This window comes from Pseudomonas sp. SDO5522_S412 (assembly GCF_054071215.1).
The window spans coordinates 12,667-31,998 of sequence record NZ_JBSVWQ010000003.1; the positions used below are offsets into that span (position 1 = coordinate 12,667).

19 protein-coding genes are annotated in these 19,332 nt (G+C 62.1%); 7 read left to right on the forward strand and 12 right to left on the reverse strand.

Annotation, left to right across the window (positions count from 1 at the left end; all coding sequences use genetic code 11):
- Positions 1-100: 100 nt before the first annotated feature.
- Both purU and fdhA read left to right on the forward strand, forming a co-directional pair.
- Positions 101-958, forward strand: coding sequence for a formyltetrahydrofolate deformylase (purU, locus tag ACW9I6_RS01480; protein ID WP_003209192.1), 858 nt, complete (start codon positions 101-103; stop codon positions 956-958).
- Positions 959-1,152: 194 nt separating this feature from the next.
- The gene (fdhA, locus tag ACW9I6_RS01485) at positions 1,153-2,352 is read left to right on the forward strand and encodes a formaldehyde dehydrogenase, glutathione-independent (protein ID WP_003209194.1); all 1,200 of its coding nucleotides are present in this window, start codon (positions 1,153-1,155) and stop codon (positions 2,350-2,352) included.
- A gap of 65 nt (positions 2,353-2,417) precedes the next feature.
- Here fdhA and ACW9I6_RS01490 read toward each other — a convergent pair whose 3' ends face one another.
- The 3 genes from ACW9I6_RS01490 to ACW9I6_RS01500 form a co-directional block, all read right to left on the reverse strand.
- Positions 2,418-2,876: an anti-sigma factor domain-containing protein gene (locus tag ACW9I6_RS01490; protein ID WP_003209196.1), complete on the reverse strand. Its 459-nt coding sequence runs from the start codon at positions 2,874-2,876 to the stop codon at positions 2,418-2,420.
- An 84-nt stretch (positions 2,877-2,960) separates the two neighbouring features.
- The gene (locus ACW9I6_RS01495; protein WP_102604382.1) at positions 2,961-3,638 is read right to left on the reverse strand and encodes an anti-sigma factor; all 678 of its coding nucleotides are present in this window, start codon (positions 3,636-3,638) and stop codon (positions 2,961-2,963) included.
- The gene (locus ACW9I6_RS01500; RefSeq protein WP_173882993.1) at positions 3,635-4,270 is read right to left on the reverse strand and encodes a sigma-70 family RNA polymerase sigma factor; all 636 of its coding nucleotides are present in this window, start codon (positions 4,268-4,270) and stop codon (positions 3,635-3,637) included. The genes ACW9I6_RS01495 and ACW9I6_RS01500 overlap by 4 nt, the downstream gene beginning before the upstream one ends.
- A 153-nt stretch (positions 4,271-4,423) precedes the next feature.
- Between ACW9I6_RS01500 and ACW9I6_RS01505 the strand changes: the two genes are divergently transcribed.
- Complete coding sequence (locus tag ACW9I6_RS01505; protein WP_003209203.1) at positions 4,424-4,993, forward strand: DUF2780 domain-containing protein; 570 nt, start codon at positions 4,424-4,426, stop codon at positions 4,991-4,993.
- Here the strand turns inward: ACW9I6_RS01505 and ACW9I6_RS01510 are convergent.
- Positions 4,990-5,877 carry an acyltransferase gene (locus tag ACW9I6_RS01510; RefSeq protein WP_003209204.1) on the reverse strand — a complete coding sequence of 296 codons (888 nt, stop codon included), beginning with the start codon at positions 5,875-5,877 and terminating at the stop codon, positions 4,990-4,992. The genes ACW9I6_RS01505 and ACW9I6_RS01510 overlap by 4 nt on opposite strands.
- A 173-nt stretch (positions 5,878-6,050) precedes the next feature.
- On the opposite strand from ACW9I6_RS01510, the gene rloA2 reads away from it, so the two are divergent.
- From rloA2 to creD, 4 genes are read left to right on the forward strand one after another with little or no spacing between them, the layout of a single operon-like run.
- A complete protein-coding gene (gene rloA2, locus ACW9I6_RS01515) occupies positions 6,051-6,551 on the forward strand; it encodes a retropepsin-like aspartic peptidase RloA2 (RefSeq protein WP_003209205.1) in 501 nt (166 codons plus the stop codon).
- Positions 6,552-6,560: 9 nt separating this feature from the next.
- Positions 6,561-7,229: a two-component system response regulator CreB gene (creB, locus tag ACW9I6_RS01520; protein WP_003209207.1), complete on the forward strand. Its 669-nt coding sequence runs from the start codon at positions 6,561-6,563 to the stop codon at positions 7,227-7,229.
- Positions 7,229-8,668, forward strand: a complete 1,440-nt coding sequence (gene creC / locus ACW9I6_RS01525; RefSeq protein WP_457338767.1) for a two-component system sensor histidine kinase CreC — start codon at positions 7,229-7,231, stop codon at positions 8,666-8,668. Before creB ends, creC begins: the two co-directional genes overlap by 1 nt.
- 52 nt (positions 8,669-8,720) lie before the next feature.
- On the forward strand, positions 8,721-10,070 hold the full coding sequence (gene creD / locus ACW9I6_RS01530) for a cell envelope integrity protein CreD (RefSeq protein WP_457338768.1): 1,350 nt from the start codon (positions 8,721-8,723) through the stop codon (positions 10,068-10,070).
- A gap of 201 nt (positions 10,071-10,271) precedes the next feature.
- On the opposite strand, the gene ACW9I6_RS01535 is transcribed toward creD, so the two are convergent.
- From ACW9I6_RS01535 to ACW9I6_RS01570, 8 genes are all read right to left on the reverse strand, one after another.
- The gene (locus ACW9I6_RS01535; protein WP_457338769.1) at positions 10,272-10,901 is read right to left on the reverse strand and encodes a glutathione S-transferase; all 630 of its coding nucleotides are present in this window, start codon (positions 10,899-10,901) and stop codon (positions 10,272-10,274) included.
- A 35-nt stretch (positions 10,902-10,936) separates the two neighbouring features.
- On the reverse strand, positions 10,937-11,113 hold the full coding sequence (locus ACW9I6_RS01540; protein WP_003209216.1) for a hypothetical protein: 177 nt from the start codon (positions 11,111-11,113) through the stop codon (positions 10,937-10,939).
- A complete protein-coding gene (locus tag ACW9I6_RS01545; protein ID WP_457338770.1) occupies positions 11,110-12,213 on the reverse strand; it encodes a PepSY-associated TM helix domain-containing protein in 1,104 nt (367 codons plus the stop codon). Before ACW9I6_RS01545 ends, ACW9I6_RS01540 begins: the two co-directional genes overlap by 4 nt.
- A gap of 62 nt (positions 12,214-12,275) precedes the next feature.
- Positions 12,276-14,705, reverse strand: a complete 2,430-nt coding sequence (locus ACW9I6_RS01550) for a TonB-dependent siderophore receptor (RefSeq protein ID WP_134327433.1) — start codon at positions 14,703-14,705, stop codon at positions 12,276-12,278.
- 211 nt (positions 14,706-14,916) lie between these two features.
- Entirely contained in the window at positions 14,917-15,885 is a 969-nt protein-coding gene (locus ACW9I6_RS01555) for a FecR domain-containing protein (protein WP_457338771.1), read from the reverse strand.
- Positions 15,882-16,400: an RNA polymerase sigma factor gene (locus ACW9I6_RS01560; protein ID WP_010167452.1), complete on the reverse strand. Its 519-nt coding sequence runs from the start codon at positions 16,398-16,400 to the stop codon at positions 15,882-15,884. Before ACW9I6_RS01560 ends, ACW9I6_RS01555 begins: the two co-directional genes overlap by 4 nt.
- Before the next feature lie 260 nt (positions 16,401-16,660).
- Positions 16,661-17,368 (reverse strand): 3'-5' exonuclease, encoded by a 708-nt coding sequence (locus ACW9I6_RS01565; protein ID WP_003211091.1) that lies wholly within the window; start codon positions 17,366-17,368, stop codon positions 16,661-16,663.
- The gene (locus ACW9I6_RS01570; protein WP_457338772.1) at positions 17,365-19,287 is read right to left on the reverse strand and encodes a putative nucleotidyltransferase substrate binding domain-containing protein; all 1,923 of its coding nucleotides are present in this window, start codon (positions 19,285-19,287) and stop codon (positions 17,365-17,367) included. The genes ACW9I6_RS01565 and ACW9I6_RS01570 overlap by 4 nt, the downstream gene beginning before the upstream one ends.
- Positions 19,288-19,332: the final 45 nt, after the last annotated feature.

Consider the following 19,332-nt stretch of genomic DNA (forward strand, 5'->3'; position numbering starts at 1 on the left):
GGAATGCATCCCGGGACGCTCCGCGTCCCAAGAGCGGACGCAGAGCGTCCATTGCGGCGTTCCCACGCAGAGCGTGGGAACGATCAAGGAGTCACGAATAATGAGCCGCGTACCCGATACATGGATTTTGACCGCCGACTGCCCCAGCGTGCTCGGCACGGTGGACGCGGTCACTCGCTACCTGTTCGAGCAGGGCTGCTACGTCACTGAGCACCACTCCTTCGATGACCGGCTCTCGGGCCGGTTCTTCATCCGCGTGGAGTTCCGCCAGCCCGATGGTTTCGACGAACAAGCCTTCCGCGATGGCCTGGCCACCCGTGGCGAAGCCTTCGGCATGATCTTCGAACTGACCGCGCCGAACTACCGGCCGAAAGTGGTGATCATGGTCTCCAAGGCCGATCACTGCCTCAACGATTTGCTCTACCGCCAGCGCATCGGCCAACTGTCCATGGACGTGGTCGCCGTGGTCTCCAACCACCCCGACCTCAAGCCCCTGGCCGACTGGCACCAGATTCCCTATTACCACTTTCCCCTGGACCCCAACGACAAGCCGTCGCAGGAGCGCCAGGTGTGGCAGGTGATCGAAGAGTCCGGCGCCGAGCTGGTGATCCTTGCGCGCTACATGCAAGTGCTGTCGCCGGAGCTGTGCCGCAAGCTTGACGGTAAAGCCATCAACATCCACCACTCCCTGCTGCCCGGTTTCAAGGGTGCCAAGCCGTATCACCAGGCTTACAACAAGGGGGTGAAACTGGTGGGCGCTACTGCGCATTACATCAATAACGATTTGGACGAAGGCCCGATCATCGCCCAGGGCGTGGAGGTGGTGGACCACAGTCACTATCCGGAAGATTTGATTGCCAAGGGACGGGATATCGAAGGCCTGACCCTGGCCCGGGCCGTGGGGTATCACATTGAGCGGCGGGTGTTCTTGAACGCCAATCGGACAGTGGTGCTCTGATGGACGCCTTCGCGAGCAAGCCCGCTCCCACATTCGACCGCATTTCAAAGGTAGGACTCGGTCAACTGTGGGAGCGGGCTTGCTCGCGAAGAGGCCCTTACTAACAACGCAAAAACAGCATCTGTACCCGAGCACTTAAACGCGCTGCCTGCCTGGGCAACGCGGTTCCATAAAAACAACAGCGAGGTGAAAGCATGTCTGGTAATCGTGGTGTCGTGTATCTCGGCAACGGCAAGGTCGAAGTACAGAAAATCGACTATCCCAAAATGCAGGACCCCCGTGGCAGGAAGATTGAGCACGGCGTCATCCTGCGCGTGGTCTCCACCAACATCTGCGGCTCCGACCAACACATGGTGCGCGGCCGCACCACTGCCCAGACCGGCCTGGTCTTGGGCCACGAAATCACCGGCGAAGTGATCGAGAAGGGCAGCGACGTCGAGAACCTGAAGATCGGCGACCTGGTGTCGGTGCCGTTCAACGTCGCATGCGGCCGTTGCCGTTCCTGCAAAGAGCAGCACACCGGCGTGTGCCTGACCGTCAACCCGGCCCGTGCCGGTGGCGCCTACGGCTATGTCGACATGGGCGACTGGACTGGCGGCCAGGCCGAATACGTGCTGGTGCCTTACGCCGACTTCAACCTGTTGAAACTGCCGGACCGCGACAAGGCCATGGAGAAAATCCGCGACCTGACTTGCCTCTCCGACATCCTGCCCACTGGCTACCACGGCGCAGTCACCGCAGGCGTTGGCCCGGGCAGCACGGTCTACATCGCCGGTGCCGGTCCGGTAGGCCTGGCGGCTGCCGCTTCCGCTCGCCTGCTGGGCGCTGCGGTGGTGATCATCGGTGACGTCAACCCGATCCGCCTGGCCCACGCCAAGGCCCAGGGTTTTGAAATTGCCGACCTGTCGAAAGACACCCCGCTGCACGAACAGATCGCTGCGTTGCTGGGCGAGCCGGAAGTGGATTGCGCCGTCGATGCCGTGGGTTTCGAAGCGCGTGGCCATGGTCATGAAGGGGCCAAGGCAGAGGCTCCGGCCACCGTGCTCAACTCGTTGATGGGCGTGGTGCGGGTGGCTGGCAAAATCGGTATTCCGGGCCTGTACGTCACCGAAGACCCGGGTGCCGTGGATGCCGCTGCAAAAATGGGCAGCCTGAGCATTCGTTTCGGCCTGGGCTGGGCCAAGTCCCACAGCTTCCACACCGGGCAAACCCCAGTGATGAAGTACAACCGCCAGTTGATGCAGGCGATCATGTGGGACCGTATCAACATTGCCGACATCGTCGGTGTGGAAGTCATCAGCCTGGATGACGCGCCACGCGGGTACGGCGAGTTCGATGCGGGCGTGCCGAAGAAGTTTGTGATTGATCCGCACAAGTTGTTCAGCGCGGCTTAAATCGCGGGCAAATAAAAAGGCGACCTCAGGGTCGCCTTTTTTGCATCTGCGGTTGGGTGGGAGAATCAGCGAATCGCCAAAGCCCCCTGATACACCGTTGGCCCCGTCGGCTGCTTGCTCACCGAGCCGCCCTTGGTTTCCGAGCTGACCATCAATGTCACCGGCTTGCTGATCGACTCCTGCTGGCGAGGGTTGATGCCGATAATGCCTTTGCCGTCTTCCGGCAACAGGCCCAGTGACACCGGCGTACCGTCAGCCGGGACAGCCCACAGTTCCAGGCTTTGGTCCGGGGCCGGTGCCGTGGCGGCAATCGGCTGCACTTCGAGGTAATCCTTGTGGGCCACGATCTGCGTGGCCGGTTGCTGGGTGGTGTTCACCAGCAGCGCGGCAGCCTTGACGCTGTCCTGGGTGTAGAGGGCGCCGCCGACGCCTGCCACTATCACCAAACAGGCGCCGACGAACAGGCGTGGGCGGTTCCAGAATGAAGGCTTGTGCTCAATCACTTGGGGGTTGATCGCAGTCATTAGGCTCTTCCTGACATGTTTTGTAGTCTTTAATGGACCCGGTTAACGGCGATCGGTTCCTCATCCGTCGTATTGAGCCTCGGATCAGAGTGATGCCAATTGGCCCTGATACAGCACCGGCCCGGTGGGTTGTCCGGTCGGCGAGCCCCCCTGAGGCTCAAGGCTCACTGCCAGGGTCAGCGGCGCCGTCAGCAGCGCCTGGTGTTCTTTGCTCAACTGGATTCGGCCGTTACCCGACACCGGCAACAACCCCAGGGAGATGGGTTTGCCGCCTGCCGGGATTGCCCACAGTTCCAACGCGCGGGCCGGCTCCACGGCCGCCAGGGTCAGCGGTTCCACTTGCAGGTGATCCGCGTAGGCCTGGATCTTCAGCGCCGGCTGCTGATCAGCCGCCACCAGCGTGGCGTTGTACTCCACCCCAAGATCGCGCTGGTACAACACACCCACCAATACCGCGATCACCACCCCGCACGCCGCTACCAGCAAGCGCAGGTTCATCCAGAACGGTTTCTTCGCCGGCATATGCAGCACTTCCGGCTCAATGCGCGCCTTGATCCCTTCCCATACGTGGTCCGGCACCGGCCGTTCAGGCAGCGGCCCGGTGAGGCTGGCGAGGGCATCCTGCCAGTGCCCGAGTTCGACGCGCAGCGCCGCGTCATCCCGCAGCAGCGCTTCAAAGCGCCGGCGGGCGGTGGCAGGCATCAGCCCGATGGCGTAGTCAGCCGCCAGGGCGCGGCGCAGGGCGGTGGTCTGGTAGTTCATGATTCAAGGCACCTGCGCAAGCGCTCCATGCCGCGGCGAATCCAGGATTTGACCGAGCCCAGGGGCGCGGCCAGATGTTCGGCCAATTCCGAGCACGACAAGCCCTGGAAGTAAGCCACGGTGATCGATTGACGCTGCATGCCTTCGAGGCTGTCGAGGCAGCGGTTCAGGGCGAGGGCTTCACGCTCGCTGTCGAGCTGTTCATGGGCGCTGGGGCTTTCGTCGGCCGTGGCGTCCTCCTGGCCTTCGTTCAAGGGTTGTTCGCGGTGTTTGCGCAACTGGTCGATCGCCAGGTTGCGGGTGATATTGACCATCCAGGTCATGGGCGCCGACAGATGGGCCTCATAGCGTGAGGCGTTGTACCAGATGCGCACGAAGCTTTCCTGCAACACCTCCTCGGCCAGATCCTTGCGACCCATGAAACGCAAGGCAACACCATGCAAACGCGGGGAAACGCTGCGATAGAGCGTTTCGAACGCCTGGCGATTACCCAGTGAACACTGGGCCAGCAATTGCCGTAGCTGATCTGCATCGTGGGTCGAAATAGGGCTTCTCCAGGCGCTTGCAACAGGGCGATGGGACGGCGCACGGTAAAGAGGGCAGGCTGAGGTTAGTCCAGCTTGGGCATTCATTCCATCTACCTCCGTGCGGCTCGTGGTGGATATACGCAGCGCAAGGCGCATCGGATGCAGTGGTTTTCTGAACTAATCTGCAGGGAGGGAACAATCCTTCGGCGTACCCAGTCAAACTCCTGCTTTTTGCGCTTACTTTCAGAGGTTGTCTTGATGAAGATTTCACGCGGTTTTGCCCTGTCCTGCCTGTTGACCGTGGCGGCCAGCCCGGTATTTGCGGCAGGTTTCAGCCTCGGCGACGTGGCCAATGCCGTGTCCGGTGCACAAGGTGGCGACAAGGCAGCAGCGGCTGCACCCACTTCACAGACCGCTGGTCTGCTGCAGGCACTGACCTCGCAATTGAACGTGACCCCTGAGCAGGCCGTTGGTGGTACCGGCGCAATGCTGGGCCTGGCCAAGAATAAATTGGGCGGCGGTGATTACTCGCAACTGACCAAAAGCGTACCGGGCCTGGACAAGCTCTCCGGCAGCAACTCCCTGGGCAGCCTCGGCGCCCTGAGCGGCATGCTCGGCCAGAGCGGCGGCAGCAAGACCTCGGGCCTGGACGGCGTGTTGGGTAACGTGAAGAACACCAACGACCTGAACACCGCGTTCAGCGCGCTGGGCATGGACAGTGGAATGGTTGGCCAGTTTGCGCCGGTTATCCTGAAATACCTGGGCGGCCAGGGCGCCAGCGAATCGGTGCTGGGCAAACTGGCTTCGGCCTGGGGCACTGGCGGCTAAGGCCGCTCCGCGCGCAGTTGGGCGATGCGCGCATCCTTCTCCATCCAGAGCTGGTTGACCCAGTTCTGGACGGTCTGGCGAAACGCCGGATCGTTCTCGTAATCCCCCTGCCACAACGCCGGATCCAGCTCTCGGGTACGGATATCCACGATCACCTTCGGCACTGCGCCACTGATCAAGTCCCAGAAGCCGGGAATGTTTTCCTGTGGATAAACCACGGTGACGTCGAGCACCGCATCCAGCTGTTCACCCAACGCAGCGAGCACGAACGCCACGCCACCCGCCTTGGGCTTGAGCAGGCGCTCGAAGGGTGAAGCCTGCTGTTTGCGCTTGGCCGGGGTGAACCGCGTGCCTTCCAGGTAATTCACCACGGTGACCGGCTGGCGCTTGAACAACTCGCAGGCCTCTTTGGTGATCTTCAGGTCCTGGCCTGCCAGTTCCGGGTGTTTGGCCAGGAATGCCTTGCTGTAGCGCTTCATGAACGGGTAATCCAGCGCCCACCAGGCCAGGCCCAGGAAGGGTACCCAGATCAGTTCCTTTTTCAGGAAGAACTTGAAGAACGGCGTGCGCCGGTTGAGGGCCTGGATCAGTGCGGGGATGTCGACCCAGGATTGATGGTTGCTGATCACCAGGTAAGAAGTGTCACCCCGCAGGTCGCCGCCGCCGCGAATGTCCCATTGGGTAGGGATGCACAGGGCGAAGATCAGCTTGTCGATCTCGGCCCAGGTTTCGGCGATCCACATGACGGCCCAGGAGGCATAGTCACGAAAGCGACCGGGGGCCACCAGCTTGAGCAGGGCAAACACCATCAGCGGCCCGAACAGCACCAGGGTGTTGAGCAACAGCAGCAATGTGACGAAACAGCCGGTGAGCAGGCGGCGCATAAGTAACTCTTGGAATCATTTTTGGCCCGCCATGATAAGCAGCTTGGGCCTGGAGACCAAATCGCAAATAAGCTTACGAATGTTTCACAGCGGGCTGGGTATGCTCTGTGATCTAACTAAGCAGCGAATTTGCAGTCTAGAATTGGCCCACTTATTTCAAGGAAACCTCCTACGTGAAATCCATCCTTGCCCTGCTAACGCTGGTGGCCTTGCCTGTCATGGCCGCCGAGCCGACCCTTTATGGTCGCTACGAATACATCCAACTGCCGGAAATCGGTGAGACCTTCAAGGCCAAGATGGACACCGGCGCGCTGACCGCCTCGCTGTCGGCCCGGGACATCGAGACCTTCACCCGTGATGGCGACGACTGGGTACGCTTCCGCCTCGGCGGCAAGGACGCCACCAACAAGGTGTACGAGCACAAGGTTTCGCGCATCAGCAAAATCAAGAGCCGCGCCGACGAAGATGACGACAAGGACGAAGCCACCGTGGCCAAGCGCCCGGTGATCGACCTGGAAATGTGCCTGGGCAACGTCAAGCGCACCGTCGAGGTCAACCTCACCGACCGCAGCAGCTTCAACTACCCGCTGCTGATCGGCGCCAAGGCCCTGCGTGAATTCGGCGCTGCGGTAAACCCGGCCCGCCGTTACACTGCGGACAAACCGGACTGCTGACGGAACACCATGGCGCATATCCTGATTGTCGAAGACGAAGCGGCTATCGCCGACACGCTGATTTTCGCCCTGCAAGGCGAGGGCTTCACCACCACCTGGTTGAGCCTCGGCCAGGCGGCGCTGGCCCATCAGCGGCAAACCCCGGCGGACCTGGTCATCCTCGACATCGGCCTGCCGGACATCACCGGCTTCGAAACCTGCAAGCAACTGCGGCGTTTCAGCGAAGTACCGGTGATGTTCCTCAGCGCCCGGGACGGTGAGATCGACCGCGTGGTGGGTCTTGAGATCGGCGCTGACGACTATGTAGTCAAGCCGTTCAGCCCGCGGGAAGTGGCAGCGCGGGTACGGGCCATTCTCAAGCGCGTGGGCCCCGGTGCTGCTCCGGCGGTGTTCCAGGTGGACCTGGAGCGCATGCAGATCAGTTATCGCGGCCAGCCCCTGAGCCTCACTCGCCATGAATTTCGTCTGCTGCACAGCCTTTTGGAGCAACCCGAGCGGGTGTTCAGCCGCGAGCAACTGCTGGATGCGGTGGGCGTGGCGGCGGACGCAGGCTACGAGCGCAATATCGACAGCCATATCAAAAGCGTGCGCAGCAAATTGCGCGCGGTGGCGCCCGAGGCTGAGCCCATCCAGACCCATCGCGGCCTTGGCTACAGCTACAGCCCGGGCAACAGCTGATGCGCCTGGGGATCCGGTTCTTCCTGGTGTACGCATTGTTTATCGGCCTGACAGGCTACTTCGTACTCAGCACCGTGATGAAGGAAATCCGCCCCGGCGTGCGCCAGTCCACCGAAGAAACCCTGGTGGACACCGCCAACCTGCTGGCGGAAATCCTGCGCGACGATGTGAAGAACGGCACCCTCGGCCAGAGCCACTGGCCCGAACTGCTCAAGGCCTACGGTGAGCGTCAGCCCGGCGCGAATATCTGGGGCCTGCCGAAAAACCAGGTCAATCACCGCATCTACGTCACCGACGCCAAGGGCATTGTGCTGCTGGACTCCAGCGGCGAGGCCGTAGGCGAGGATTACTCGAAGTGGAATGACGTGTACCTGACCCTGCGCGGCGAATACGGTGCGCGCTCGACCCGCAGCGAACTGAACGACCCTGCCTCATCGGTGATGCACGTCGGCGCGCCGATCCGCGATAGCGGGCAGATCATCGGCGTGGTCACTGTGGCCAAGCCCAACAGTTCACTGCAACCCTATGTGGACCGCACCGAAGACCGGCTGCTGTGGTACGGCGCCGGGCTGGTCGCCCTGGGCTTGCTGTTTGGTGCGCTGTTGTCGTGGTGGTTGAGTGTCGCACTGCGCCGGCTGACGGCGTACGCCCAGGCGGTGAGTGAAGGCCGGCGTGCCGAGTTGCCGCACTATCGCGGTGGTGAACTGGAGCAGTTGTCCACCGCCGTGGAACACATGCGCACCCAGCTGGAAGGCAAGGCGTACGTGGAACGTTATGTGCACACCCTGACCCACGAATTGAAAAGCCCGCTGGCGGCGATTCGTGGTGCGGCGGAACTGTTGCAGGGTGACATGTCCCGTGACCAGCAGCAGCGTTTCGTGAGTAATATCGACAGCGAAAGTGCGCGCTTGCAGCAGTTGATCGAGCGCCTGCTGAACCTGGCGCAGGTGGAGCAGCGCCAGGGCCTTGAGGACCAGGCCAGCCTGTCGTTGGCGGCGCTGGTGGACGAAGTGCTCAGGGCTCAATGTGCGCGCATTGAAGGCGCCGGGTTGCAGGTCGAGCAGGCGATTGACGCGGATCTGCAGGTGTACGGCGAGCCGTTCCTGCTGCGCCAGGCACTGGGTAACCTGCTGGAAAACGCGCTGGATTTCACACCGCCCGGTGGCACATTGCGGTTCAGCGCCAAGGCCTTGGATGACGGGATCGAATTCACCCTGTTCAACCAGGCCGACGCCATTCCCGAGTACGCGTTGCCGCGCCTGAGCGAGCGCTTCTATTCCCTGCCGCGCCCGGCCAGTGGGCGCAAGAGCACCGGCCTTGGGCTGAATTTTGTCGAAGAGGTGATGAAGCTGCACGGCGGCTCACTGCAGATCGGCAACGTGCCCGGCGGCGTGCAGGTAAAACTGCATCTCCACACAGTCTCCACATTCCCTTCATAAATCCCCCTTAAGCGCCCGCCAGACTCTCCCCCATCAAAACAGGGAGAGCTTCATGAACCGCAATCTGCTTTTCAAATTGGGCGCCATCGCGCTGCTGATCGTGCTGTTGTTGATTCCGTTGCTGATGATCCACGGGGTGATTACCGACCGTCAGCAACTGCGCGACGACGTCTTGCAGGATATCGCCCGCAGTTCCAGCTACAGCCAGCGCCTCAATGGCCCGGTGCTGGTGGTGCCTTATCGCAAGACCGTCCGGGAGTGGAAGCTCAATGAAAAGCTCAACGAACGCTACGAAGAAACCCGCGAGGTGCGTGGTCATCTGTATTTCCTGCCGGAGCAATTTGCCCTCGACGGGCAGGTGCAAACCGAAGTGCGCGCACGGGGCATCTACCAGGCGCGGTTGTTCCACGCCGACAGCCGTATCAGTGGGCGGTTTGTGTTGCCGGAGCAGTGGGGCATCACGGAAAACTTTGCCGATTACCGCTTTGAGCCGGCGTATCTGGCAGTGGGTATCAGCGACATTCGCGGCATCGAAAATGCGTTGAAGCTGGAGCTGGGCGGCCAGCAACTGGCGTTTTCCCCGGGCACTCAAGTGGCTTGGCTGGGGGAGGGTGTGCACGTGATGCTGCCCGAGCAGGACAGCCACAATCCGTCACCTTTTGACTTCGCCTTTGACCTGCGCCTGCAAGGCACCGAGCATTTGCAAGTGGTGCCGGCGGGCAAGACCAGCCAGGTCAAGCTCGCGTCCAACTGGCCGCACCCGAGCTTTATCGGCAACTTCCTGCCGACCCAGCGCGAGGTTACCGCCCAAGGCTTCAGCGCCAATTGGCAGACCACATTCTTTTCCACCAACCTGGAAGAAGCACTGCGCGGTTGCCTGGCCGAGCGCGGCTGTGACGACTTCAACAGCCGCAGCTTCGGCGTAAGCTTTATCGACCCGGTGGACCAGTACCTCAAGAGCGATCGGGCGATCAAATATGCGCTGCTGTTCATTGCCCTGACGTTTGCCGGTTTCTTCCTGTTCGAGGTGCTCAAGAGCCTGGCGGTGCACCCGATCCAGTACGCGTTGGTGGGGGTTGCCCTGGCGTTTTTCTATTTGCTGTTGTTGTCATTGTCCGAGCACATCGGGTTTGGCCCGGCGTACCTGATATCGGCGGCGGCCTGTGTGTTTCTGATCGGGTTTTACGTCTGCCATGTGCTGCGCAGTGTCGCCCATGGCCTGGGGTTTTCAGCAGGGTTGGCGGCGTTGTATGGCTTGCTGTACGGGTTGCTGAGTGCCGAGGATTACGCGTTGTTGATGGGCTCGTTGCTGCTGTTCGGGTTGCTGGGCACGGTGATGGTGCTGACCCGCAAGCTGGATTGGTATGGGGTGGGCAAACGCAAGGAGGTGGGTGATGAGTAGGTCGTTGGGGTTGCGGGAAGATCAGCAAGAGGGCGCGCAGTTAGTGGTGAGGATTAACGCGCTATTCCCTTTGGCCCGGGAGCTTTTTGTGGCGAGGGAGCTTGCTCCCGCTGGGCTGCGCAGCGGCCCCAAAAATCTTGGGAGCGCTTCGCACTCCAGCGGGAGCAAGCTCCCTCACCACAAAAGAACCCTTGCAGCAGGTTAGGCCGGTGGCTGGGTCTGGAGCATCGACGGCCGCTGACTCACCTCGGCATACCACGCCGCCAGCTTCGGATGGCTCGACCGCCACTGCATGTCCGGGTGGCGGAAGTCCAGGTAAGCCAGTGCACACGCCACGCTGATCGCGGCCACGTCAAACGGCCCGGCCAGTTCGGCGATGGCGTCCTGTTCGAGCATGTCGAGGGCGCGGCGGATCTTGTCGCGCTGGCCTTCCAGCCACAGGTCCCAATGTTTTTCCTCGGGGCGCATGGCGGTTTCATAACGCACCAGTACGGCGGCATCCATGATGCCGTCGGCGGTCGAGGCCAGGGTCAGGCGCCGCCAGCGGGCCGGGCCGTTCCGGGGGATCAGTGGAGTCCCGGTGTGTTGGTAGTCGAGGTAATCGAGGATCACCCGGCTGTCGTGCAGCGCATTGCCGTCGGCCAGGCGCAGGGCGGGGATCTTGCCCAGCGCGTTGTCCTGGATCACGTCGGCGTCAGGCTTGACAGGCGTCGGCACGCAGGCGTGCAAGGTCACGCGGTCCAGTTGACCGGTCTCGTGCAACAACACCCGTACTTTGCGCACAAACGGCGAGGCAGAGTTGTGGAACAACGTCATGTTGGGGGTGGACATGGGCATTCCTCGGAAAAGGGCAGCGCTAATCTATCTCAACGCTTGAGCAACGCCCAGCTACCTATGGCGGCAGGAATGCCCAGCCCCACCCAGCTCAGCGAATCCCACAAGCCGTCCCCCAGCAATGCCGCAAACAATCCGGCAGCACTCAACAACCCGATGGCCAGCGGAATGCCGAATACCTTCCAGAAACTCGATTGCCTCGGCTTCATGACTTGGCCGCCTTGCGCCGCACCAGCCACAGGTACACGCCACTGCCCAGGACGATGATGGTCAGCACATCCAGCACCGCCCACAGGATCTTCATCGGCATGCCGCCGTAGTCACCGAAGTGCAGCGGCTGGGACATGCCCATGGCGTCCATGTACCACGGCCGTTCGGCGATGGCGGTGACGTGCAGGTTGCTGGCGTCGATCAATACCGGCGTCAGCAGGTGTGAAGTCAGGTGGGTGCAGCCTTTCATGAACACCGCGTAGTGATGCTCGCTGGAGAAACGCGTGCCGGGGAACGCGATAAAGTCCGGCTCCATCCCGGGCGCGGCCTTGGCGGCAATCGTCAGCAGGTCGGTGGCGGGGGCGCGCAGGGTCAGCGGCGGGGCGTTTTTGTAAGGCTCGATCATTGCGCTGAGGCTGTCGGTGCGCCACGCGGCGATGATCAGGTCGGCGCAGGCGCTGATCACGCCGGTCACGCCCACTACCAGCGCCCAGGTCAGGGTGACCACGCCGATCAGGTTGTGCAGGTCGAGCCAGCGCAGGCGCGTGGATTTGTCCTGGCGCACGGTGGCGAATTTCAGCCGGCGCATGAACGGCAGGTACAACACCGTGCCGGAGATGATCGCCAGCACAAACAGAATGCCCATGAACGCCAGCAGCAACTTGCCCGGCAGCCCGGCGAACATATCGACGTGCAGGCGCAGCAGGAACATCGTCAGCCCGCCGTTGGCCGAAGGCGTTTCCACGGCCTCGCCGGTGCGGGCGTCGAGCATGAAGGTGTGGGAGGAATTGGGTTCGGTGCCGGCGGTGGCGGCCATGATCGCGATCACGCCGTTCTTGTCGTCTTCGTCCCAGGCCAGGTATTGCATGGCTTCGCCGGGGCGATGGGCCTGGGCTTTGGCAACAAGCTGTTCGAGGTTCAGCTGTGGGGTATCGGCGGGCATCTGTGCCAGCTCGGGTTCGTTGCCCAGCAGGTGGTCGATCTCGTGGTGAAAGATCAACGGCAGGCCGGTGAGGGCGAGCAGCAGCAGGAATACGGTGCAGACGAGGCTGGTCCAGGTGTGGATGAAGGACCAGCGGCGGATGGTTTTGCTTTTCATTTTCTAGCCTTCAGACACACCGAAGCCGCCCACGGGGGCGGCCCGGTTGTTAACTCAGCCGATTACCACTGGTAGGTGGCACTGGCGACGACGCTGCGTTGGTCGCCGTAGTAGCAGTAGGAAGCATCGCAGGTGGAAATGTAGTCCTTGTCGAACAGGTTGGTGGCATTCAGTTTCACCGAAGCCCCCTTGAGGCTGTTGTCCAGGCGGCCGAGGTCGTAATGCACGGAGGCATCGAACACGGTGTAGGCATTGGCCTTGCCCAGCCAGGTGTTGCCCTGGTCGCCATAGGTATTGCCGGTGTAGCGGGCACCCGCGCCAATGCCGAAACCGTCGAGCACACCGGCGTGCCAGGTGTAGTCGGTCCACAGTGAGGCTTGCTGGTTTGGCATCAGTTGCAGGCGGTTGCCTTTGTATTGGCCTTTTTGCACTTCGGATTTGGCCAGGGTGTATGCAGCGATGACCTTAAGGTTCTCGGTCACGTCAGAGACGGCTTCCAATTCCAGGCCCTTGACCTTCACTTCGCCGGTCTGGTTGGTGATCGACTGGCCACCGGCGCCGAAGCTGGTAACCAGCACGTTCTTTTGGGTCAGGTCGTACACCGCGGCGCTCAGCAGGGTATTTGAGCCGGGTGGCTGGTACTTGACCCCCAGCTCCCATTGCTTGCCCTCGGTGGGTTTGTACGACTCGGTTGGCGAGACGCTGGCGTTACTCGCTGGCTGGAACGATTCGGCGTAGGAGAGGTACGGAACGAAGCCCGAATCGAACACATAGCTCAGCGCGGCGTTGCCACTGAAGTTCTTGCTGCGGTCGGTATTGGTTGCATCGTTTTTGTTGAAGTAGGTGGTGCCTTGGTGCACCCAGTCTTCACGCCCGCCGAGGGTCAGGCGCCACTTGTCCAGGGCCATCTGGTCCTGGGCGTAAAGGCCAGTCTGGATGGTTTTCTGGTTGTAGTCGTAATAAGCGGTGGAGCGCGCCGGACGCACCACCGGCTTGGTGTTGACGGGGTTGTAGAGGTTGACTGTGCCGCCGTCACCGAAGATCGACAGGTACGAGGTGTCGGTGCGCTGGTGATCCAGGCCGAGCAACAGCGTGTGGGTGATATCACCGGTGGCGAAGTCAGCCTGGAAATTGTTGTCGACGGCGAACTGGCCGATGTTTTCGTCGACGTTGGTCGACCCGCGGCTGGTATTGCCCTCGGCATCAATGGTCGAGTAACCGTAGGAACCCACGGTCAGTTGCTGGAAAGCCAGCTCCGACTTGGTGTAACGCAGGTTCTGCTTGAACTGCCAGGTATCGTTGAAGCGATGCTCGAAGGCGTAGCCCAGCGCGTAGTAGGTGCGGTCGTAGTACTCGTAGTCCGGGTCGCCGAGGTTCTTGTGATGAGAGATGTCCCCCAGCGGCGATTTGATCTTGGTGCCGACAATGGGCAGGAACTGACTGGTGGCGCCGGTATCGTCGCGGGTGAACTGCGACAGGAACGTCAGCTTGGTGTCGGTATCAATATTCCAGGTCAGGCTGGGCGCGATGTTGTAGCGCTTGTTGTCGATGTGATCGACCTGGGTGCCGGCGTCGCGCACCACACCGCTGAGGCCGTAGAGAAACTGGCCTTCATCATCGATCTTGCCGGTGCTGGCGAAGTTGATCTGGCGGTAGTTGTCGCTGCCGTACTGCACCTGGATGGCATTGCTCGATTCAGCGCTGGGGCGGCGGCTGACCATATCCAGCAGGCCACCCGGTGGCGTCTGGCCGTAGACCGACGAGGCCGGCCCACGCAGCAGCGCAAGGCGGTCGAGGTTCCAGGTTTCGGCTTTCGGGTTGGCATACACGCCGCGTGGCAGCGGCAATCCGTCGAGGAACTGGGTGGGTTCGAAGCCGCGTACACGCATCCAGTCGTAGCGGGTGTCACTGCCGTAGCTGGCGGACACGATACCGGGCATGTATTTGACGGCGTCATCCAGGTTCTGGACGTTGCGGTCCTGCATTTGCTGGCGAGTGGCGACGGAGATCGAACGCGGGGCTTCGACCAGTGCGGTATCGGTCTTGGTGCCGGCAGCGGTGCGGGTCGCCAGGTAACCATCAACCGGCCCCCATGCGCTTTCCGCGTCGGCCTGGCCGGTAATGCTGGTCTCCGGCAATGCCACGACCCCATCCGGGATCGCTACCAGGCTGAACGTGCCTGCACTGCTTTGCTCCAGTTGCAGCCCGGTCCCGCGCAACGCTTCACGCAATGCGCCTTGTGCATCGAATTGCCCTTTTACCGGCGCGGAAGTCTTGCCCGCTGCCAACCCCGGGTTCAGCGTCAGCGCCAAACCGGCCTGGCTGGCGATCTGGTTCAGGGTGGTGGCCAGCGACGCTGCCGGCAGATTGTAGGCGCGCACACTGGACGCTTGTTCGGCGGCGAGCAACTGGGTGCTGGCCAGCGGGGCGCTGAGGGCAATGGCCACGGCCAACAGGCTGGGGCGCAACAAGGTGTCTAGCGTGCGGGACATAGGGCGGCTCCTGAATGGAAATATTTCTCAATTGCCTATGTGCCGAGCGAGATGCAAAAAGTGATAGGGCTCGATGAAAATAATTTCGATTAGTGGGTGAGTGCTGTTTTTGAGGGCCTCATCGCAGGCAAGTCAGCTCCCACAGGGGAACGCATTCCACCTGTGGGAGCTGGCTTGCCTGCGATGACAATGGCCTATGCACCACAGGAGCCTACGGCTTGGGCGCCACCGTCACCCACCACGGCGTGTGTTGTTGAATCTGCACCGGCAAGGTCGGCAGCAGCGCGTTCAGTGCCAGGTTGGTGTCGTGCAGCGGGAAGCTGCCGGTGATCCGCAAGTCTGCCACTTGTTTATCCACACCCAGGTAGCCGGTGCGGTAGCGGCTCAGTTCCTCAACCACGTCGCCAAGGCGCGCGTTGTCCACCACCAGCATGCCGCGCGTCCAGGCGTCGGTGCCGGGGCTGACGGCAAGCATCGGGCCGAGGCTGTCGCGGCGCATCAGCACTTGCTGGCCTTCCTTGAAGATCTGCTCTTGATGCAGCGCTTCAGGCTGTGCGCCGACGGCAGACTGCAACACGCTGAGGCGGGTGCCATCTTCCTCGCGCTTGACGATAAACCGCGTGCCCAGGGCGCGCAGGCTGCCTTCGCGGGTTTCAACAAAAAACGGACGGGCGTCGTTGTGGCCGGTTTCGACAAGGATCTCGCCTTCCTGCAATACGATCAGCCGACGTTTCTCGTCAAAGCGCACGTCAATGGCGCTGTGGGTGTTGAGGTTGATCACGGTGCCATCCGCCAGCTTCAGGGTGCGCTGTTCACCGGTGGCGGTGCGCTGGTCTGCCAGCCAATAGTTGAGCGGCACGTAGCGCTGGCCGACGAACAATGCCAGGCCGCACACCAGCACCACACTGGCCAGGCCGCTGCCGAGCTTGCGCACGCGGCGGCGAATGCCTTCGCGCGACTGCAGCAATGCCGCACGGGCCGGGCCCGAGGCCACACTGAAACGCTGATCGAGCATGCCCAACTGGCGCCAGGCGCGGGCGTGTTCTTCGTTGCTGGCCAGCCATTTGGCGAATTCTTCCTGCTCCACGGCACTGCCGTCGCCCGAACCGAGGGACAGTTGCCAGGCAATGGCCGCGTCGAGCACCCGCGCCGACACCGGCTTGGAACTGACCGGGCTCACAGCGGCTCGCCATACAGGGCGATGTAGCACTGGCGGATACCCTGGGCCAGGTATTGCCGCACCCGCGGCACGGAAACCCCCAGGCGCTGGGCGATTTCGGCGTGGCCCATGCCGTCGAGGCGGTTGTAGAGGAAGGCCGCGCGGGCCTTGCTCGAGAGTTTGCCCAGCAGGCGGTCGATGGCCTTGAGGTCTTCGAGGATCAGTTGCTGTTCTTCCGGGGACGGGTGCTCGCTTTCCGGGATCAGCATCAGTTCGGTGAGGTAAGCCTGTTCCAGCGCGGCGCGGCGGAAATAATCGAACAGCAGGCCCTTGGCGATGGCCACCAGAAACGCCCGCGGCTCGCGGGGTTCACGCAGTTCTTCACGGCCCAGCAGGCGCATGAAGGTGTCCTGGCTGAGGTCTTCGGCGCGGCTGGGGCAGGCCACGTTGCGTCGCAGCCACGCCAACAGCCAGCTGCGATGGTCGCGGTACAACGCGCCAACAAGCTCACTGTGGGGACTTTGGATTGACGACAAGGCGACACCGATCGGAAAGTTTAAACTAACGAGAATTATTCGCGATTGTGGCAGAGGTGTAAGGCGGGTGCAATTGGCGTTGGTCGGGCGGCGGCGTAATGCTATCTATCATGGTGATGCCGCTTACTGTGGCGAGGGACCTTGCTCCCGCTCGGCTGCGCAGCAGTCGTAATCCAGGCAGTGCATTTATTCAGTTGGAAATGGGTTGGCTGATTTGGGGGCGCTTCGCACCCCAGCGAGAGCGAGCTCCCTCGCCACCATTAGAATGAGGGCGCTTGCTTGCGGCGTTTCCATTGGCCCAGGCGCTGTTGTAACGCGTGCGGGCTGTCGATCTGCTGCTGCCGTGCGCGGCTGAACAAAATCAGCATCAGTTCCGCCGTTGCCAGCGCATCCGCACTGGCATGGTGACGCTCGCCCACTTGCAGCTTGAAATGCGTGATCCAGTCATCCAGCCCGGCTTCGCGGATGTTGGCGTCGGGGCACAGCAGCGGGGCGATGTCAGCCACGTCCAGGAACGGGTGGTTCAAGCGATAGCCCAGGCTGTCCTTGAGTGCCCGGCACAGCATGTGTTGATCGAAGGGCGCATGAAACGCCAGCAGCGGGCTGTCGCCGACAAACTCCATGAAGTCCATCAGCGCTTCTGCCGGGTCACTGCCCGCTGCAATGGCGCTGGGCCCCAGGCCATGGATCAGCACGCTGGGGTTGAGCTTGGTCTCGGCCCGGTGCAGGGTGCGTTCGAACAATTGCGAGAAGTCCACTGCGCCGTCCTCGATCACCACGGCGCCAATGGAAAGCACCTGGTCACGATTGAGGTTCAGGCCGCTGGTTTCCAGGTCCACCACCACCCAGCGCTGGGCCCGCAGCGATCCGTCCCCCAGCTCCCCAGGTGTGGGCAATTGTTCGACGCGCCGTTGTTGCGCCGCATCCAGGCCAGGTTTGGGTTTGCGCAACCAGCCAAACCAGCTCACAGCTGATACCGCAACGTCAGGCTGCCTTGCAGGCGTTGGGCCTGGCGCAGGGATTCGCGCAGGATGCGCCGGTCGAGGTGGTTGAGACTGTCGGGATCGACGCGGTTGGAGTAGGGCAGGTTCTCGCGGGTTTGCAGTTGGTGTTGTTGCATGCGGGTTTGCTGGATGAAGTGATAGGCCTCTTCATAGGCGGCGCCATCAAGGCGTTCGATGACTTCCCTGGCCACCAGTTGGCGCAAGCGCTCCAGGGTGTTGATGGCGCTGATGCCGTTGGCCAATGCCAGCAGACGGGCACCGTCGACAAATGGCGTGAGGCCTTGCACCTTGAGGTCGAGGGTTGCCTTGTCGGCGCCTTTGCGCGTCAACACAAAATCCCGGAAGCGCCCCACCGGCGGGCGCTGGCGCAACGCGTTCTCGGCCAGCATGCGCTGGAACAAACGGTTGTCTGCCACCTGGTCGAGAATGCCCTGGCGCAATTGCTCGCACCCTTGCTCATCGCCCCACACCACCCGCAAATCAAAATAGATGCTCGAACCCAGCAGACTCTCCGGCGTCGCCTCACGGATAAACCCGGCAAAGCGCCGCGCCCATTCCGCCCGGGACAGGCACAGCTCCGGGTTACCGGCCATGATATTGCCCTTGCACAGGCTGAAGCCGCACAGCGCCAGGCTCTGGTTGATCTGTTGTGCCAGCGGCAGCAGGCGCCCGCGAATCTCGGCGGCTTCGGCGGCGTCCCGGGCTTCGAACAGGATGCCGTTGTCCTGGTCGGTATACAGCGTCTGCTCGCGGCGGCCCTCGCTGCCGAAACACAGCCAGCTGAATGGCACGCCCGGGTCGCCCTTGTCGGCCAGGGTCAACTCGATGACACGGCACACCGTGTGATCGTTGAGCAAGGTGATGATGTGGGTGATCTGCGTAGACGACGCGCCGTGGGCGAGCATGCGCTCCACCAACTGGCCTATTTCGCCACGAATCGCCACCAGGTTTTCGACCCTGGGTGCATTGCGGATGGTGCGCGCCAGGTGCACCAGGTCAACCCGCTGCAGGGAAAACAGGTCACGCTCGGACACCACGCCACACAGGCGCTGATCCTTGACCAGGCACACGTGGGCGATATGCCGCTCGGTCATCGCAATCGCCGCGTCGAAGGCGCTGTGGTCCGGCGTGAGGAAAAACGGCGCCTGGGTCATATGGCGCTCGATGCCCTGGTTGAAATCACTGGTGCCGTCGGCCACCACCTGGCGCAGGTCCCGCAGGGTGAAAATCCCCAGGGGCGCCTTGTGTTCATCGACGATCACAATGCTGCCCACTTGCTGCTCGTGCATTTGCGTGACCGCTTCACGCAGCGGCGTCAGCGGGCTGCAGGTGACCGGGTGGCGCATGGCCAATTCACCCAGGCGGGTGTTCAGCGAATATTGGGTGCCGAGGGTTTCCACGGCCTTTTGCTGGACTTGCTGGTTGACCTGGTCCAGCAAGCTGCTCACGCCGCGCAAGGCAAAGTCGCGAAACGCGCTGGAAAGGGCGAACAGCTTGATAAAGGCCGGCTTGTTCAGTTGCAGGCAGAAGGTGTCTTCGGCGGCTTTGTGCTCGGTACGGGTGGCCCGCTCCCCCAGCAGCGCCGCCAGCGGAAAACATTCACCGGTGGTGATTTCAAAGGTGGTTTCTGTCGAGTCCGGCCGCTCGCCGACTACGCGCCCCTGCTTGACGATATAGAAGTGTTCCACCGGCCCGCCCGAGGGCTTGAGGATGCTCTCGCCGGGGCCGTAGAAGCGCAATTGACACTGCTCTACCAGAAATCCCAGGTGGGCGTTTTCCATTTGGTTGAACGGCGGGAAGCGTTGCAGGAATTGCAGGGTGCCGTGGATGTTCTGCAACACAGCGGTTTTCCCCGCTTGTGTGAAAGCATCAGCTTTACTCATACCTATGACCGCAGTTTTTTTGTCGTTATCGTGCCCCATGGTCGA

What these genes read in the sequence shown, in the direction of transcription:
- creD (WP_457338768.1), top strand. Translation starts at nt 8,721, where the DNA reads ATGAACCGCAATCTGCTTTTCAAATTGGGCGCCATCGCGCTGCTGATC.
- ACW9I6_RS01540 (WP_003209216.1), bottom strand. Translation starts at nt 11,113, where the DNA reads ATGAAGCCGAGGCAATCGAGTTTCTGGAAGGTATTCGGCATTCCGCTG.
- creC (WP_457338767.1), top strand. Translation starts at nt 7,229, where the DNA reads ATGCGCCTGGGGATCCGGTTCTTCCTGGTGTACGCATTGTTTATCGGC.
- ACW9I6_RS01500 (WP_173882993.1), bottom strand. Translation starts at nt 4,270, where the DNA reads ATGAATGCCCAAGCTGGACTAACCTCAGCCTGCCCTCTTTACCGTGCG.
- fdhA (WP_003209194.1), top strand. Translation starts at nt 1,153, where the DNA reads ATGTCTGGTAATCGTGGTGTCGTGTATCTCGGCAACGGCAAGGTCGAA.
- ACW9I6_RS01510 (WP_003209204.1), bottom strand. Translation starts at nt 5,877, where the DNA reads ATGCGCCGCCTGCTCACCGGCTGTTTCGTCACATTGCTGCTGTTGCTC.
- purU (WP_003209192.1), top strand. Translation starts at nt 101, where the DNA reads ATGAGCCGCGTACCCGATACATGGATTTTGACCGCCGACTGCCCCAGC.
- ACW9I6_RS01505 (WP_003209203.1), top strand. Translation starts at nt 4,424, where the DNA reads ATGAAGATTTCACGCGGTTTTGCCCTGTCCTGCCTGTTGACCGTGGCG.
- ACW9I6_RS01550 (WP_134327433.1), bottom strand. Translation starts at nt 14,705, where the DNA reads ATGTCCCGCACGCTAGACACCTTGTTGCGCCCCAGCCTGTTGGCCGTG.
- creB (WP_003209207.1), top strand. Translation starts at nt 6,561, where the DNA reads ATGGCGCATATCCTGATTGTCGAAGACGAAGCGGCTATCGCCGACACG.
- ACW9I6_RS01535 (WP_457338769.1), bottom strand. Translation starts at nt 10,901, where the DNA reads ATGTCCACCCCCAACATGACGTTGTTCCACAACTCTGCCTCGCCGTTT.
- ACW9I6_RS01570 (WP_457338772.1), bottom strand. Translation starts at nt 19,287, where the DNA reads ATGAGTAAAGCTGATGCTTTCACACAAGCGGGGAAAACCGCTGTGTTG.
- ACW9I6_RS01495 (WP_102604382.1), bottom strand. Translation starts at nt 3,638, where the DNA reads ATGAACTACCAGACCACCGCCCTGCGCCGCGCCCTGGCGGCTGACTAC.
- ACW9I6_RS01545 (WP_457338770.1), bottom strand. Translation starts at nt 12,213, where the DNA reads ATGAAAAGCAAAACCATCCGCCGCTGGTCCTTCATCCACACCTGGACC.
- ACW9I6_RS01490 (WP_003209196.1), bottom strand. Translation starts at nt 2,876, where the DNA reads ATGACTGCGATCAACCCCCAAGTGATTGAGCACAAGCCTTCATTCTGG.